The following is a 14,673-nucleotide window of genomic DNA, read 5'->3' on the forward strand; positions in this document are numbered from 1 at the left end:
TACGAAACAAACTGAGACCCAACAGGGGGTCGCGCACGGGGAACACCCTAAATAGTGGCGGCTAGTAACTCGGTTCTATCTAGGTCTAGGTCCGACAAAATGGTCTGCTGAGCTGGGGGGCTTCTGTGGACTTCGATGGTGTTGTTTGGCTCTCAAATCGGCATACGTTCCCTAGCTATAGGTCCCCAAAAAGGGCTCTCTCGATAAATCGCAGCAAGCTCAGTTAGTTGGAGAACAAAATCCTCAAGCGCCCCAACGGGGAATTTACAGGCGCCTCATTCCAGTCTGAGGGCCGGATCGGGCAACTCTGCCACTAGGGCCAGGCCCTGTTTTTTGACCGCATTCACCAGCGTCGGCACGGGCTTCCCCATGATCGCCGGGTCGGGCTGCAGTAGCAGCGAAGCGTCGGAGCCGGTCACCAGAGGAGCCAGCGCCGCTTCTGGATGGCAGCGCGGGGCTGCCGATTTTGGCGATCAGTTCCCACGGCTCCCAATTCCGCACCCGCTGGCAAAAGTCGCAAGTCACATAGAGGCGGTAGGGGAGGAGGTTGTCGAGACAGTTGAGGCTGAACATCGCGGCACTCGATATGATGTTCTACAGATGTTCTCGTTCACGCTCGCTGTCAATCAGCTGCCCGTTGTGAAAGAGTCTCCGAAAGCATCTTTTGGCAGAGGGGCAAACAGCACAATGTTTAGGTTAGGCCCTGGAGGCGGGGGCGGTGGGCGCGGCGCATTCGAAATGCGGCAGGTCTCGGACGTTGGCACCCGACACCCTGCGGTCGCACGCCTGGGTGTCCAGACAGGCGAACTCACGAAATGGTTAGATGTCGAACCCCCGGTGCGCGATGCGGTCAATGGGTTGTACATCGAGACATTGATGCCGACGCTGCTGGAATGTCATCGCATCTACGACGAGCTTCGTGAAGATGGTGCAGCCCAAGTTCACCGCTTCACCGAAGCGAACGATCCTCGCGCCCCGATGCCTCATATCCTGCGGCTTCGTCCTCGAGTTGAGAACTATCTCTACAATGCGAAGAATTATCTTCGCGACTTACTCCAGGTCTTCAAAATCCTGGACGGATGCGAGCTGGACCAGGCGTCACACTTCGCCGACTTAAAGGAGAAAGGGCAGAGCGAACTCGCGAAATGGGCGACTGCTAAATTCGGTGCAACGGATAGCTTGACAGAGATGCTCGCCAGCGAAGTTGTCTGGACGGATGAAACGATAAAGAAGCGGAACGCTGTCGAGCATCCGGGTGGATACTCAGGTTCGCTGGAGATAACTAATGTCGAAGAAAAGTCAGATGAGCGTGGGATGTTCTTTCATCCGACCTGGAACCGCACCGGAGAACCGGCGTCCGATCTATACCTCGACATGAATACGATCCTCCATAATCTCCTATCCCTCGCGGAGGATGTACTCGCAGATGCCGTTCTTAAACACACCCCGTTCGGAAATCTGCTGATCGAGGACATTAGCGCAGACCAACGAGATCCTGCGTGTCCAATCCGACTTCGGGTTACTGCAAATCTTCCCCCACCCCCAGCTCCCGCTGAACCACGCGCTGGTGCTTAGGGCCACCCATCTCAACGCTTCGGGTGTCTGCACAGTACGAGTGCTGCCCTCTCGACGAGAGCGGCTACACCACAGCCAACTGGCCTATGAATATGTATGGAAGACCTGTATGGATCAGATTTGCGAAATTACAGTAACTAATTGATTTATATTTATTATTTTATCATGAATGAAGATGGCGTCCCCGAGAGGATTCGAACCTCCGACCTACGGTTTAGGAAACCGGCGCTCTATCCTGCTGAGCTACGGGGACGTTGCGGCTGGTTATAGCAACGCTCTTTCCCGATGGCAAAACGGGCTTTGGCAGATCAGGCCAGTTTTTCCAGGATTCGGATGAGAGCCTTGGCATCCTCGCCAGCAAGCTTGCGGCCGACATGGCGTTCGATCGCCCCGGCATAGACCGGCCAGATACGGGCGAGCAGCGCCCGGCCGGATTCGCTGAGGCGAATGGTCTGGCGGCGGCGATCGTCGGGGTTGATCTGGCGCACGACCAACCCTTCCGCCTCCAGCCGGTCGATGAGGCGGGATGTGGTGCATTGAGTGAGGAGCAGATCGCGCTCGATTTCCCCCGGGACGAGGCTGTGTTCGGGCGCGCGTTCGAGCGCCGCCAGGGCATCATACCATTGGGGCGGCGGCAGGCCTGCCGCCTTCAGATCCGCCTCGACCGCGGCCTGCAAGATGGGGGCTACCCGCAGCAGACGCGCCCAGGCACCCGCCACAAAGGGGCAGATCGAAACTTCCTGGTCGGTGGCGGGGGCGGCGGTATCCATCTGGTAACTATATGCATCTGCATGAGTCTTGACAATATATGCAACTGCATTTAATCATCGTGACGCCGGCCCATCCCCCCTCGATTTGTGCCGCAAGTGGCCGGAAAATCTGGAGAAAACCCCCATGAAACTATTCTATTCCCCGGGCGCGTGCTCACTTTCGCCCCACATCACGGCCCTCGAAGCCGGCATCAGCCTGGACCTGCTCAAGGTCGATATGAAGACCAAGACCCTGGAAGACGGCACCGATTTCCGCGCCATCAACCCCAAGGGCCAGGTGCCGACCATGATGCTGGATGACGGCGAGATCGTGACCGAAGGACCGATCATCGCCCAGATCCTTGCCGACCTCGCCCCTGCCAGCAACCTCGCCCCCGGCAACGGCACCAGGGCGCGCTACAAGCTGCAGGAATGGCTCAACTTCATCACCTCCGAAGTCCACAAGGGCTACAGCCCGCTGTTCAAGCCGACCACGCCGGAGGATTACAAGCCGGTGGCCAAGGCGCAGCTTGCCGAGCGTTATGCGTTCCTCGACCAGAAGCTTGCCGGCAAGCAGTATCTGCTCGGCGACCAGTTCACGGTGGCCGACGCCTATCTCTTCACGGTCAGCAACTGGGCAAAGCATGTCGGTGTCGATCTCGCCGGCTTTGCCAATGTTGGCGCCTATATGGACCGCATCGCCCAGCGCCCGAAGGTACAGCAGGCGTTGAAGGCCGAAGGCCTGCTGTAAGGCCGAGAGATCACCCGCCGGCGCCTAGCTACTGCGCCGGCGGGTGTTTTGCTGCGTAACGTCTTGGTCGCGCGTCGCACCTGCCCTAGTTTGGTCCGGCAAAGCATGAGGATCGACCAGGATGAAAGACTTCCCTCTGCCCAAGGTCTACCAATTGCTGGAACCAGGGCCGGTGGTGCTGCTCACCACCGCGCATCGGGGCAGGGCCAATGTCATGACCATGTCCTGGCATATGATGGTCGAGTTCGAGCCGCCGCTGGTGGCCTGCGTCGTCAGCAGTGCCGATTTCAGCTTCGCCGCCCTGCGCGCGACCAGCGAATGCGTCATCGCCATTCCGTCGGTGGAGCTGGCGCCGACCGTGGTGAAGATCGGCAACGTATCGGGCAGCAAGATCGACAAGTTCGCCGCTTTCGGCTTGACGAAGTTACCGGCGCAGGAGGTAGCGGCCCCGCTGATCGGTGAGTGTTTCGCCAATCTCGAATGCAGGGTCGCCGATACAAGGCTCACCAACAAATACAGCCTCTTCATCCTGGAAGTGGTGAAGGCCTGGCACGACCCCAGGCACAAGAAGCCGCGCACCATCCATCACCAGGGCAATGGCCGGTTCGTTGTCGATGGCGAGACGATCAGGCTCGCCTCGAAGATGCCCTGATCCGAAGGACCGCACTCAGGCGAGGGCCGACTCCATCATGAAGGAGAGCCGTTGCCGCGCCTGGCCGGCAGCGTCGAAATTATCCGGCGCCAGCCAGGCTTCGTAGACGGCGCGGATTTTCGGCCAATCCTTGTCGATGATCGAATACCAGGCCGTGTCGCGGTTGCGGCCCTTATAGATCGTGGCCTGCCAGAACGTGCCTTCATAGATGAAGCCCAGGCGCCCGGCCGCGGCCTGGGACGGGCCATTCAGCGCATCGCATTTCCATTCATAGCGGCGATAGCCAAGCTCGTCGAAGACACGCTTCATCAGGAGATACATGGCTTCCGTGGCGGCCGCCGTGCGTTGCAGGGCCGGCGCATAATTAATGTGCCCGACCTCGATTACGCCGACCGCAGGCTCGATGCGCAGATAGCTCGCCACACCGCTGGCCTTGCCCGTCGCCTTGTCGATGATGGCATGGAACAGCGGATCTTCGGATTTCGCCATGGCGGCAACCCAGTCGCGATAGACCTTTTCGTCGTCATAGGGTCCATAGGGCAGATAGGTCCAGATGCGGCCCTCGCGGTCCTTTGCGTTGGCGGCATAGAGGTCCGCGGCGTGCTTCTCCGCATCCAGCATCTCGATCCGGACGAAGCGCCCGTCGAGGGGTGCACGCGGTGGACGTGGCCGCGCGGTCCAGCCGGGCACCGGAAAGCCGATTTCCTGGCCCAGTTCATTCACCACCGGTTTTTGCCCGCTCCCGCTCATAACAGAATATCCTTTTGGTTCCCGATCTGGCCAGTCGGCCGGCAATGACCTTATAGTATTCCCGATTCGACATTCAATCTCGCGCTCCCCAGTTCATGGTCCGGAGACCGTCATGCGCGCTGTCAGAACCTTCGCTCTCATTGCGCTGCTTGCCATCGCCGCCTGCGAGAGGGCGCCGGATGACCGGCTGCTCGGCTATGTCGAGGGCGACTATATCTACATGGCCCTGCCGGAGGGCGGCCGCCTGACCGAGATCGCGGTCAAGCGCGGCGACCAGGTCACCAAGGGCGCCGGATTGTTCACGCTCGACGAGACGGCGACGCAAGCGCGACTGGCCAAGGCGCAGGCCGACCTCGCAGCGGCGGAGCGGACATTGGCGGATCTGAAGCTTGGCGAGCGACCCGAAGAACTGGCGATCATCAAGGCGCAATTGGATTCGGCCCGCGCCTCGCTGATGCTGTCGGAGCCCCGCGTCAAGCGGCGCCGCGAACTCGTCAAGAGCAACATTGTCGGCACGGAAGATCTCGACGCCGCCGAGGCGTCCATCCTGGAAGACCGCGGCCTCATCGCTGAAATGACGGCCCGCCTGGAAGCTGCCGGCCTGCCGGCGCGCGCCGACCGGATAGCAGCACAGCAGGCGGCGGTCGACGCCTTTCGCGCCGCGGTGGCCGAGGCGCAATGGTCGCTTGATGAACGCCGGGCCGTGGCGCCCGCCGACGCCCGCGTCGAGGACGTCTATTATCGCCTGGGCGAGGAGGTCGCGGCGGAGAAACCGGTTCTGCAATTGCTGCCGCAAGGGAACATCAAGCTGCGGCTCTATGTCCCTGAGGTGGAGCTTGGCTCGTACCGTGTCGGCGAGAAGCTCGCGGTCAGTTGCGATGGCTGCCCGAGCGGCCTTTCCGCCACCATCGACTTCATCGCGGCGGAAGCGGAATACACACCGCCGGTGATCTACAGCGATACCAGCCGCGCCAAGCTGGTCTTCCTGATCGAGGCAAGGCCCGATGCGGGGGCGCCCGCGGACTTCCAATGGCATCCCGGCCAACCGGTCGATGCGCGTCCACTCCAAGCCGGCTCATGAGCGAGGCCGTCATCGATGTGCAGGGGCTGACCAAGTCCTTCGACGGCAAGCGGGTCGTCGACGATGTCGCCTTGCGCGTCGGCAAGGGACAGATCTATGGCTTCCTCGGCCCCAATGGCAGCGGCAAGACGACCACCCTGCGCATGCTGTGCGGCCTGCTGACGCCCGATGCCGGGTCGGGATCCTGCCTTGGCTTCGATATCCGCAGCCAGGCTGCCGAGATCAAGCGCCGCACCGGCTACATGACGCAGCGCTTCAGCCTCTATGAGGACCTCACCATCCGCGAGAATCTCGATTTCGTGGCGCGCGTCTATGGCCTCAACCGCCTGCGCCAACGCGTTGACGGGGCGCTCGAGCGATTGGGCCTTGCCGCGCGGCAGAGACAGCTTGCCGGGCAATTGTCGGGTGGCTGGAAGCAGCGCCTGGCGCTTGCCGCCTGCATTCTCCATGAACCGGAATTGCTGTTGCTGGACGAACCCACCGCCGGCGTCGACCCCAAAGCCCGGCGCGATTTCTGGGATCAGATCCATGCCCTGGCCGGGGCCGGCCTCACCGTGCTGGTGAGCACGCATTACATGGATGAGGCGGAACGCTGCCACGAGATTCTCTACATCGCCTATGGCCGCCTGATTGCCAAGGGCACCATCAAGGAGGTCTTGGCAGCGCACGGCCTTGCCACCTGGTCGGTCGAGGGACCGGGCCTGCATCTGCTGTCGCGCGAGCTGCAGCAACTGCCGGGCATCGACACGGTCGCGGCCTTCGGCACCGTCCTTCATGTCTGCGGGCGTGACGCAGCCGCGCTCGAAGCCAGCATCGCGCCCTATCGCCAGCGGCCTGAACTGCACTGGGCGCGGTCAAGTCCCAGCCTTGAGGACATCTTCATCCAGCTGATGGCCGATATCGACGGCAACGGGCGAGTCGAGAGGCAATGAAGCTGTTCTCGCCATCCCGCTTCTGGGCCATCCTGGTGAAGGAATTCATCCAGATGCGGCGCGACCGCCTGACCTTCGGCATGATGATGGGCGTCCCGCTGCTGCAGCTGCTGCTGTTCGGCTATGCCATCAACACCGACCCGAAGAACCTGCCGGCGGTTGCCGTCGTGGCCGAGAATTCGGTCTTCGCCCGGTCGCTGCTGCGCGCCATGGAGCATACCGGCTATATCCGTTTCATCAGCGCGCCGGTTGACGCAGCCACCGCCGATCGCCTGATACGGCGGGGCGACGTGCAATTCGCCGTGCACATCCCGCCGGATTTTGCCGAGGACCTGGTGCGCGGCAGGCAGCCAGCCTTGCTGGTCGAGGCTGACGCCACCGACCCGGTCGCCACCGGGAACGCGGTGGCAGCTTTGCAGGGGCTGGATGTCTCCGCCCTGGTCCATGATCTCAAAGGCGCGCTCGCCGATCTGCAGAGCGCGGCGGCGCCGTTCGAAGTGAGGTTGCACAAGCGCTACAACGCCGAGGGCATCACGCAATACAACATCGCGCCCGGCCTGATGGGCGTCGTGCTCACCATGACCATGGTCATGATGACGTCGCTTGCCGTCACGCGCGAGCGCGAGCGCGGCACGATGGAGAATCTCCTCGCCATGCCGGTCCTGCCGATGGAGGTGATGCTGGGCAAGATCCTGCCCTATATCGTGGTCGGTTATGTGCAGGTCGCCATCATCATCGTGGCGGCGCGCTATCTGTTTACCGTGCCGCTGGTGGGGTCGCTGCCGCTGCTCAGCCTCGCCGCCATCATCTTCATCGCCGCCAATCTGGCCGTCGGCTTCACCTTCTCGACCATGTCGACCAACCAGCTGCAGGCGATGCAGATGTCGTTGTTCTTCTTCCTGCCGTCGATGCTGCTCTCGGGCTTCATGTTCCCCTTCCGCGGGATGCCGGGCTGGGCGCAGGCGATCGGGGAGGTGCTGCCCCTCACCCATTTCCTGCGCATCGTGCGGGGGATCCTGCTCAAGGGAAACGGCTGGCCGGACATCTGGCCGGATCTGTGGCCGATCATGCTGTTCCTGCTCCTCGCGGCCATCCTGGCCATGATCCGCTATCGCCGGACCCTCGACTAGCCGCCCGGAATCCCGTCGCCACTGGGTCGGGGGAGGGCCGGATTGCACCAACTGTGAACTGGATCACTTGTGGTCGCGACCATGTCTCGCTACCTAGGAAGCAAGAGTTGTTCCCAAGGAGCAGAAAATGACCGTGCCGAAACCGACTACGTTCCTGACCAAGCTGCGCCGCTACGGCACTGTCGCCGGTCTGGCCAGCGTGACCATGCTGGCCAGCGCCTGTGTGCAGACGCGCCCGGCCCCGGCCGCCGGGCAGGATCCCTTTGTCATCAGCCAGTCGACCAATGCCTCGCTGCGGGAATATCTGGGCAAGATCTACCCTAATCTGCGCGGCGCCTTTGCCGTCAGCGCCGATGGCGCCAATTCCTACTATGTCTTTTGCCCGGACATCCTGTGCAGTCCCGGAAACTTCAGCGGCATCGCGCAAACCCAGTGCCAATCGCTGAGCGGGCAGGAATGCTACCTGTTCTACGCGCACAATGAGCCCCGCATGGCCTTTACCGTCGCTGTGGAAAAGACGCCCACCGGGCGCCATGGTTTTCGCCGTGGGCGGCCGCTCAGTGAGCTGCCGATCTACAATCGCGACTAGGGTCGTTGGCGCAGGATTGCGCTGACGGCGCCAGCCGGCGCGGATGTCAGGGTTGGCTCCGGCGCACCGGTCAGCAACAAGTTGACTGTTCGGTCAAAGGCGGCATCGTCGAGCGTGCCAATCTCAACCGTGCCGGCGGCAACCGCCTTTGACACCGCCGCCAGCGATTCAGCGACTGAATCCGGGTCGAGCTTGTCCGGCGCCGATTGTTCCAGGATCATACGTTCCGCCTGGCTGGGATCGTCCTGCAGGCTTTGCCAGCCGCGGGCGGCCGCTGTCAGAAACCGCGCAAAAACGTCGACCTTGGCGGGATTGGCGAGGTCGGCACTGCGCGCATAGAGCCCGTCTTCAAGCATGCCAAGGTCGAGATCCTGGTAGCTGTAGGTGATCAGCCCAGCACGGCCTTCGCCCAGCGATGCCAGGGCAAAGGGGGCCCGATAACTGGTGGTGGTGAGGCAATCAACCTCGTTCTCGAGGAAGATCTCGGCATCGGTTCCCTGCCGCACAATGGTGACGCCGCCGCCGGTCGCGAAATAGCTGAGGCCCAGACGCGACAGCCAGGCGTAGAACGAACTCTCCCAGCCATCCAGCCAGACACCGACATTGTGACCAGCGAGCTTCATGGGCTGGTCGACCGTTTTGCGGCACATCAGGCTCAACGTGGATCGCTGGAAGAATTGCGCGACATGCACAACATCGCCGCCCCTGGCGCGCGCCACCAGGGCAAGCGGCATGATTTCAACGGCGAGATCGGCGCTGTTGTCGACCAGGGCCTCGACAGGCGACCGGCCGTAGCGCGCCGGGCTTAGGGTCACATCCAGGCCAGCTTCCATGAAGTATCCGCGCCGCTGGGCGATGAGAAGGCCCACCGTCCGCGTCGGCGGCCCATCCGGCAAGGCGACGGTGATGGCTATTCGGGTGGATTGCGCCATGGCCGGGGTTGTGTGGAACGCCAGCAACATCATCAGCAGGGCTAGAATGCGCGTCATGAACAGCCGGTTCCGTGGTCGCCAAGCATGGTGATCTTTGCCTTGATAATCCTGGGCCGGCAGATTACAGGCGGTAGGCCAGCAGCGCAAATTTGAGAGGCGTCCGTCGATGAATGCCGCAATCCAGCCGGGGCAGCAGGTTCCGGGGGCAGATACCAGGATCGAGACGATCGATATGCATACCGGGGGTGAGCCCGTGCGTATCGTGACCAAGGGCTATCCAACCATTTCCGGCGGCACAATCCTGGAAAAGCGGCGTTTTGCCCGCGATCATCTCGACGCCTTCCGCCGGCTGATCATGTTCGAGCCGCGCGGTCACTATGATATGTACGGGGTGCTGCCGGTGGCGCCCGATCTGCCCGGCGCCGACATGGCTGTGCTGTTCATTCACAATGAAGGCTACAGCACCATGTGCGGCCATGCGACCATCGCCCTTGGCCGCTATGCGCTCGACCAGGGCCTGATCCACCCCGGCCCCGACGGCATGGCCAAACTCAACCTGCAATGCCCCTGCGGGCTGGTCGAAGTGAGTGTCGCCGCATCGGGACCGGAAAAGGGCCGCGTCAGCTTCGTCAGCGTGCCGGCCTTCGCCTTCGCCCGCGATGTCACCGTCGAGCTGCCGGGGAAAGGCAAGCTCACCCTCGACATCGGCTATGGCGGCGCCTATTACGCCATCCTGCCTGCCAGCGCCTTTGCCCTCGACGTGCGCCGTTCGACCACCGCCGAGCTGGTCGCCGCCGCCAGTGCCGTCACCGCGGCCGTGCAGGCGCAGGTAAAGCTGCATCATCCGGACAACCCCGACCTCGCCTTCCTCTATGGCACGATCCTGACGGATGGTGGAGATGGTGCCGCGCAGCCCACGGCCAATATCTGCGTCTTCGCCGCCAATGAGGTGGACAGGAGCCCCACGGGCAGCGGCGTCACCGCACGCCTGGCGCTGATGGCAGCACGTGGCCAAGTCGCCGATCAGGAATGGCGCCGGTTCGAAAGCGTCACCGGCAGCATCTTCCAGGGCCGTGTCGTTGCCCATCTTGGCGCCGGCGATTTTCCGGCCGTCCGGGCCGAGGTGGCGGGGCATGCCTACTACACCGGCCGCGCCAGTTTCACGGTCGAGCCGGAGGACCCGCTGGCCAGTGGGTTCCTTCTGCGATGAACATCGCCCGCGTCTCGATCATCGGTGCCGGCGCGTGGGGTTCGGCACTCTCGCTCATTGCCTGTCGTGCCGGCCGCGCGACCCAGCTCTTCGCACGGCGCGAGGCGCTGATCCGGCAATTGGCGGAAACCCGCGACAACAAGGATTACCTGCCCGGCATCCCCCTCCCTGACGACCTTCAACTGACCTCCGCCCTGGGCCGGGCGCTCGATGCCGATGCCGTGCTCTTCGCCCAGCCGGCGCAGCATTTCCGGTCCTTCTGTGCCGCGGCCCGGCCCTATTGGCACCCGAATACGGCGCTGGTTCTGTGTGCCAAGGGGATCGAGCAGTCGAGCGGCCTGCTGCTCCATGAAATCGCCGCCGAGGCTCTGCCCGGCGTCCGGGTCGCGGCCCTGTCCGGGCCGAGCTTTGCCACCGATGTCGCGCGTGGCCTGCCGACGGCCGTGGCCATCGCCGGCGAGGACATGTCCCTTGTTGACGCGTTGATGGCTGCCCTCAGCCATGGCGGCTTCCGCCCCTATGGCTCCAGCGATCTGCTGGGGGTCGAGGTGGCCGGGGCGGTCAAGAACGTGCTGGCCATCGCCTGCGGCCTGGTCATGGGTGCCGGGCTCGGCGACAATGCCCGCGCCGCCCTCATTACCCGGGGCCTGGCCGAGGTTTCGCGCCTTGCCCTTGCCAAAGGCGGGCGGGCGGAGACGATGATGGGCCTCGCCGGGCTTGGTGACCTGGTATTAACCTGTTCTTCGCCAAAATCGCGCAATATGTCGCTGGGCATGGAATTGGGCCAGGGCAGGGCGCTGGCCGACATCCTGGCGGCCCGAAAGAGCGTCGCCGAAGGCGTTACCACGGCACCCGCCGTCGTGACCCTGGCCAGCAAACTGGGTGTCGAGATGCCGATTGCCGAAGCCGTCAATCGCATCCTGCATCTGGGAAGCAGCCTCGGCGCCGAGGTCGAGGGATTGCTGTCACGGCCGTTGCGCCGTGAGGACTGACAGGCGCGGGCATCGGACCTGGCGCGTGAGGCAACGAGAAGGACGCAGACGATGAGTGTCACCATGGACAAGATTCTCTGTGCGACGGACGGATCGGTCCCCGCCACCAAGACCGTGGCCTTCGCCATCGAACTGTCGCAGCGCCTGTCGCTGCCGCTCTCCTTCGTGACCGTGGTCGACGGCGATGACGGCGACACGCCGACGGTCTGGGATTCCGCCGCCCTGCTGGCGGGCAAGCTGCCGGTGGACAAATCGCTGCTGACGGCCGTCGAGCTGGCCCTGAAGGGCGGTTTGCGGCGGATCGCCGCCGTGCGGGCGCCGGGCCGCGACATTGCGCGCACCATCGTCGACTACGCCGAAAAGAACTCCTACCACCACATCGTGACCGGATCGGCCGGGCGAACCGGGGCCGCCCGCCTGCTGATCGGCTCGGTCGCCTCGGACATCGTCACCTATGCGCACTGCCCCGTCACCGTCGTTCGGTGACACCTTGCAAAGCCGTCACCGTCGTTCGGTGATCTCGCGCGCACGGCCGGGCTACGCCCTCACCACATAGCTGCAACACGCAAATGTCATTGCCCGGCCATAAATTATCTATGGATTCAGGGGGCTGTTTGCCTTATGTAACCCTCCACTTGCAACAGCCGGAAGGCTATTCCATGTCCACCCTGTGTCTCCGACGACGATCGTCGACCACCATCCTGGGTTTTCCCCGGCTGGTGTCGAAATCGGCTGCGCGAGATGCATTGGATGTGATGGGGCGTCGCTGACACCCCGGAGATCCGAAGCGGAAGCGGGCCGATGCCAAGGCCTGCTCACATTTCCCAACCGCTTATCTGACGAGGATCTCTCGATGAACAACCAGAACACTGGCACCCCGAGCTTCACCATCAAGCCTGAAACCGCCGCGTTGACCGGACAGGTCGAGCAGATGCTCGATTCCGTGTTCGGGCCGGCGCGGTTCGACAAGGCTTCCTATCTGTTCCGAGAGGGTGTGGCACCCGTTGCCGAGCTCTCTTACGTCGCCATGATGGGCGATGACGTGGTCGGCACCATCCGCTATTGGCCGATCCTGGTCGGCGCCACCAACCACCCGGCTTTGCTCCTGGGGCCCCTCGGCATCACGCCGCGCCTCGCCGGCAAGGGCATCGGCCGCACCCTCACCTTCCGCACCCTCGAACGTGCCGCCGAAATGGGCCACGACCTGGTGCTGCTGGTGGGTGATGTCGACTATTACAAGCGCTTCGGCTTCGTGCCGGCGACGCCCCATGGCTTTGTCATGCCCGGCGAGAAGCGTCCCGAGCGGCTGCAGGTGGCGCCGTTGAAGCGCGACGTGCTGGGCCGCATCAGCGGCGAGATCAACCACATCCGCGCATCGCTTGCCACGCCATCGGCCCCGCCGGAGGAGAGCTTGCCGGTGGGTGATCGAAGCGGCCTTTTGAACCAGCTCTCGCTGCGGGCCGACGCGCGCTAACGAGCGCTATTTGACGAAGCATTCGACTAGGACCGAGACGGCAGCGGCATGACGCTTCATGTCCGCTGCCGCATTGGTCACAGGCCCCTGTGCCACCGTGCGATAGGCAATGCCGTGACTGTCGAGGAAGGCGCGCACGACCCCCGCCCGCACCGCCATGCCTTCCTTGAGCCCGACCGGGGCGCTCTTCTTCACAATCCCCGTCACCGGCAATTCCGCGGATACCACGCCAACGACGCGGCCGCTGGAATCCATCAGCGGGCCGCCGCTGTTTCCCGGATCGATCTGGTTGCTGAGCAGCCAGTAGAGATCCATGTCGTCGCCGGAGACCTTGCGCTCTGACCGGCGGCCGGTGGTCATGACAAAGGTCGGTTCAGCCGTGCCAACTCCCGGAAAGCCGCCGGTATAGAGGTCCATCTCCACGCTCAACGTGTCATCCGGCACGATGGCTGCGGGGTCGCCCAGCGGTATGCTGGTCTTGATAACGGCCAGATCCGAATTTGCGTCCGCGGCCAGGATCCGTGCCGGCAGGCCGGGCGCCACGGCCATCTGATCACAGCCCGATACCACATGTTCGTTGGTGAGAACGACGCCGTCGCCAATGACGATGCCAGAGCCGAACTTGATGAAATCATCATCGCTGCCGAGGCTGGGGTCGATGATGATTGTGTATTCCGCCGCCGCCCACACCGCGGCAGGATCCTCGGTGCGCAGGCGGCGCAGGGCATCGGCAGCGGCTGCGTTATTCTTGAGCGCCGCACGGCTGTACCAGCCCAAAGCAATATCATGCTTGCCCTGGGCTTCAGCTATTCGTCCGGTCGCGAATTGCGCCAGGGATTGCGTCTGTGGCTGGCCTTTGGCAGCCGCCTTGCGATACCAGCTCTCCGCCTTGCCGGGGTCCTTGGCCGTGCCGATACCTTGTTCCAGCACCAGGCCGGCCAGGTAAAATGCCGAAACGCTGCCGCCGTTCGCCGCATCGAGGCAGGCGCTGGCGACTTTGGCGGCATCGGCGCTGGCGTGCAATGTGCCATCGGGCGAGAGGCTCGCCATGCACTGAGCGGCCGCATCGGCGCGGGCAGGCAAGATAAAACCGGCAAGCGATGGGATAGCGACAATTAGGGCTGCGGCTGCGGTCGAGCGTAGACTCACCTGGGCGATCCTCGATCTGTGTCACGAGAACATTTCCCGCTCCCGCCACCTGCAATTCTATGACGTAGGCAATTTTCCGATGCAAAGAAAAAGAGCGGCTGGTTGACGGTGGTCGGCGTCTCCAGGCACTTGTCGCGACCCATGCAGGACTGCTTGAACCCGCCCCAGATCGACGTCATGAGCGGCGCTTCCGCCAATATCCGGAACGTCCTAGACCCGCCACTCCATCAGAACCGATCCATCTTGCGGCTCGAGGACGGCGCCGAGTTTGTCATAGAAGCGGATGGCATCATGGTTCCGGCGCCACACTGTCCAGAACAGTCTGGAAGCACCCAGATCCTGAGCTATCCGGTGCGCTCCCAGCATCAACGCCCGCCCGGCACCGCGCCGTCGATGCGGCGCGCTCACAAAGAAGTCGGCCACGTGCAGCGTCGGGGTCGCGTCATCCATGAAGACGCCGATGAAATAGGTGAGATAGCCAATTGCTTCCCCCTCCAGCTCGGCGATCAGAACCGTACAAATGGATTTCGGGCCAAAGGCGAAGGAAGCCAGACGGGCCATGGCGGCGGCGGCGATTTCGGCGGCGTCATCTGCGGGCGCAGCACCGTGAAGCATATCAAGATAATCGTTGAAGGCGCGCGTCATGGCCGTGAGCGCCGGGAGATCGGCTTCCGTCGCCAGGCGAATGCAAAGACCCTCGCGCATAG

17 protein-coding genes and 1 tRNA gene are annotated in these 14,673 nt (G+C 63.2%); 11 read left to right on the top strand and 7 right to left on the bottom strand.

Going from position 1 to position 14,673, the window contains the following annotated elements; genetic code table 11:
• Positions 1–275: 275 nt before the first annotated feature.
• Entirely contained in the window at positions 276–419 is a 144-nt protein-coding gene (locus IPK59_12890) for a hypothetical protein (protein ID MBK8159614.1), read from the bottom strand.
• A 181-nt stretch (positions 420–600) separates the two neighbouring features.
• On the opposite strand from IPK59_12890, the gene IPK59_12895 reads away from it, so the two are divergent.
• A complete protein-coding gene (locus IPK59_12895; protein ID MBK8159615.1) occupies positions 601–1,575 on the top strand; it encodes a hypothetical protein in 975 nt (324 codons plus the stop codon).
• 176 nt (positions 1,576–1,751) lie between these two features.
• On the opposite strand, the gene IPK59_12900 is transcribed toward IPK59_12895, so the two are convergent.
• Positions 1,752–1,828 (bottom strand) — tRNA-Arg (locus IPK59_12900).
• Positions 1,829–1,883: 55 nt separating this feature from the next.
• Positions 1,884–2,345 carry a winged helix-turn-helix transcriptional regulator gene (locus IPK59_12905; GenBank protein MBK8159616.1) on the bottom strand — a complete coding sequence of 154 codons (462 nt, stop codon included), beginning with the start codon at positions 2,343–2,345 and terminating at the stop codon, positions 1,884–1,886.
• A 124-nt stretch (positions 2,346–2,469) separates the two neighbouring features.
• Here IPK59_12905 and gstA point away from each other — a divergent pair, with 124 nt between their 5' ends.
• Both gstA and IPK59_12915 read left to right on the top strand, forming a co-directional pair.
• Entirely contained in the window at positions 2,470–3,075 is a 606-nt protein-coding gene (gene gstA / locus IPK59_12910; protein ID MBK8159617.1) for a glutathione transferase GstA, read from the top strand.
• Between the two features lie 121 nt (positions 3,076–3,196).
• Complete coding sequence (locus IPK59_12915; GenBank protein ID MBK8159618.1) at positions 3,197–3,727, top strand: flavin reductase family protein; 531 nt, start codon at positions 3,197–3,199, stop codon at positions 3,725–3,727.
• Between the two features lie 15 nt (positions 3,728–3,742).
• Here the strand turns inward: IPK59_12915 and IPK59_12920 are convergent, their stop codons facing one another.
• Entirely contained in the window at positions 3,743–4,477 is a 735-nt protein-coding gene (locus IPK59_12920) for a GNAT family N-acetyltransferase (protein MBK8159619.1), read from the bottom strand.
• Between the two features lie 112 nt (positions 4,478–4,589).
• Here IPK59_12920 and IPK59_12925 point away from each other — a divergent pair, with 112 nt between their 5' ends.
• The 4 genes from IPK59_12925 (at position 4,590) to IPK59_12940 (ending at position 8,209) form a co-directional block, all read left to right on the top strand.
• Entirely contained in the window at positions 4,590–5,558 is a 969-nt protein-coding gene (locus IPK59_12925; GenBank protein ID MBK8159620.1) for an HlyD family efflux transporter periplasmic adaptor subunit, read from the top strand.
• Positions 5,555–6,490: an ABC transporter ATP-binding protein gene (locus IPK59_12930; GenBank protein ID MBK8159621.1), complete on the top strand. Its 936-nt coding sequence runs from the start codon at positions 5,555–5,557 to the stop codon at positions 6,488–6,490. The genes IPK59_12925 and IPK59_12930 overlap by 4 nt, the downstream gene beginning before the upstream one ends.
• Positions 6,487–7,620 (top strand): ABC transporter permease, encoded by a 1,134-nt coding sequence (locus IPK59_12935; GenBank protein ID MBK8159622.1) that lies wholly within the window; start codon positions 6,487–6,489, stop codon positions 7,618–7,620. Before IPK59_12930 ends, IPK59_12935 begins: the two co-directional genes overlap by 4 nt.
• A gap of 127 nt (positions 7,621–7,747) precedes the next feature.
• Entirely contained in the window at positions 7,748–8,209 is a 462-nt protein-coding gene (locus tag IPK59_12940) for a hypothetical protein (protein MBK8159623.1), read from the top strand.
• On the opposite strand, the gene IPK59_12945 is transcribed toward IPK59_12940, so the two are convergent.
• A complete protein-coding gene (locus IPK59_12945; GenBank protein MBK8159624.1) occupies positions 8,206–9,198 on the bottom strand; it encodes an ABC transporter substrate-binding protein in 993 nt (330 codons plus the stop codon). The two genes, IPK59_12940 and IPK59_12945, sit on opposite strands and share 4 nt — an antisense overlap.
• Before the next feature lie 175 nt (positions 9,199–9,373).
• Between IPK59_12945 and IPK59_12950 the strand changes: the two genes are divergently transcribed.
• From IPK59_12950 to IPK59_12965, 4 genes are all read left to right on the top strand, one after another.
• On the top strand, positions 9,374–10,351 hold the full coding sequence (locus tag IPK59_12950) for a proline racemase family protein (GenBank protein ID MBK8159625.1): 978 nt from the start codon (positions 9,374–9,376) through the stop codon (positions 10,349–10,351).
• Positions 10,348–11,343: an NAD(P)-dependent glycerol-3-phosphate dehydrogenase gene (locus IPK59_12955; protein ID MBK8159626.1), complete on the top strand. Its 996-nt coding sequence runs from the start codon at positions 10,348–10,350 to the stop codon at positions 11,341–11,343. Before IPK59_12950 ends, IPK59_12955 begins: the two co-directional genes overlap by 4 nt.
• A 51-nt stretch (positions 11,344–11,394) precedes the next feature.
• The gene (locus tag IPK59_12960; GenBank protein ID MBK8159627.1) at positions 11,395–11,829 is read left to right on the top strand and encodes a universal stress protein; all 435 of its coding nucleotides are present in this window, start codon (positions 11,395–11,397) and stop codon (positions 11,827–11,829) included.
• A 367-nt stretch (positions 11,830–12,196) separates the two neighbouring features.
• Positions 12,197–12,817 (top strand): N-acetyltransferase, encoded by a 621-nt coding sequence (locus IPK59_12965; GenBank protein MBK8159628.1) that lies wholly within the window; start codon positions 12,197–12,199, stop codon positions 12,815–12,817.
• Positions 12,818–12,823: 6 nt separating this feature from the next.
• Here the strand turns inward: IPK59_12965 and IPK59_12970 are convergent, their stop codons facing one another.
• Positions 12,824–13,867 carry a trypsin-like peptidase domain-containing protein gene (locus IPK59_12970; protein MBK8159629.1) on the bottom strand — a complete coding sequence of 348 codons (1,044 nt, stop codon included), beginning with the start codon at positions 13,865–13,867 and terminating at the stop codon, positions 12,824–12,826.
• 309 nt (positions 13,868–14,176) lie between these two features.
• Positions 14,177–14,611, bottom strand: a complete 435-nt coding sequence (locus tag IPK59_12975) for a GNAT family N-acetyltransferase (GenBank protein MBK8159630.1) — start codon at positions 14,609–14,611, stop codon at positions 14,177–14,179.
• Positions 14,612–14,673: the final 62 nt, after the last annotated feature.

The sequence above is a fragment of the Rhodospirillaceae bacterium genome (assembly GCA_016712715.1).
In the GTDB taxonomy this organism is placed as follows: domain Bacteria; phylum Pseudomonadota; class Alphaproteobacteria; order Dongiales; family Dongiaceae; genus Dongia.

Excerpts from the sequence above, each read along its gene's own strand:
- IPK59_12940 (MBK8159623.1), top strand. The coding sequence starts at position 7,748 with ATGACCGTGCCGAAACCGACTACGTTCCTGACCAAGCTGCGCCGCTAC.
- IPK59_12935 (MBK8159622.1), top strand. The coding sequence starts at position 6,487 with ATGAAGCTGTTCTCGCCATCCCGCTTCTGGGCCATCCTGGTGAAGGAA.
- gstA (MBK8159617.1), top strand. The coding sequence starts at position 2,470 with ATGAAACTATTCTATTCCCCGGGCGCGTGCTCACTTTCGCCCCACATC.
- IPK59_12950 (MBK8159625.1), top strand. The coding sequence starts at position 9,374 with ATGCATACCGGGGGTGAGCCCGTGCGTATCGTGACCAAGGGCTATCCA.
- IPK59_12920 (MBK8159619.1), bottom strand. The coding sequence starts at position 4,477 with ATGAGCGGGAGCGGGCAAAAACCGGTGGTGAATGAACTGGGCCAGGAA.
- IPK59_12965 (MBK8159628.1), top strand. The coding sequence starts at position 12,197 with ATGAACAACCAGAACACTGGCACCCCGAGCTTCACCATCAAGCCTGAA.
- IPK59_12975 (MBK8159630.1), bottom strand. The coding sequence starts at position 14,611 with ATGACGCGCGCCTTCAACGATTATCTTGATATGCTTCACGGTGCTGCG.
- IPK59_12960 (MBK8159627.1), top strand. The coding sequence starts at position 11,395 with ATGAGTGTCACCATGGACAAGATTCTCTGTGCGACGGACGGATCGGTC.
- IPK59_12895 (MBK8159615.1), top strand. The coding sequence starts at position 601 with ATGTTCTCGTTCACGCTCGCTGTCAATCAGCTGCCCGTTGTGAAAGAG.
- IPK59_12930 (MBK8159621.1), top strand. The coding sequence starts at position 5,555 with ATGAGCGAGGCCGTCATCGATGTGCAGGGGCTGACCAAGTCCTTCGAC.
- IPK59_12945 (MBK8159624.1), bottom strand. The coding sequence starts at position 9,198 with ATGACGCGCATTCTAGCCCTGCTGATGATGTTGCTGGCGTTCCACACA.
- IPK59_12970 (MBK8159629.1), bottom strand. The coding sequence starts at position 13,867 with ATGGCGAGCCTCTCGCCCGATGGCACATTGCACGCCAGCGCCGATGCC.
- IPK59_12925 (MBK8159620.1), top strand. The coding sequence starts at position 4,590 with ATGCGCGCTGTCAGAACCTTCGCTCTCATTGCGCTGCTTGCCATCGCC.
- IPK59_12955 (MBK8159626.1), top strand. The coding sequence starts at position 10,348 with ATGAACATCGCCCGCGTCTCGATCATCGGTGCCGGCGCGTGGGGTTCG.
- IPK59_12915 (MBK8159618.1), top strand. The coding sequence starts at position 3,197 with ATGAAAGACTTCCCTCTGCCCAAGGTCTACCAATTGCTGGAACCAGGG.
- IPK59_12905 (MBK8159616.1), bottom strand. The coding sequence starts at position 2,345 with ATGGATACCGCCGCCCCCGCCACCGACCAGGAAGTTTCGATCTGCCCC.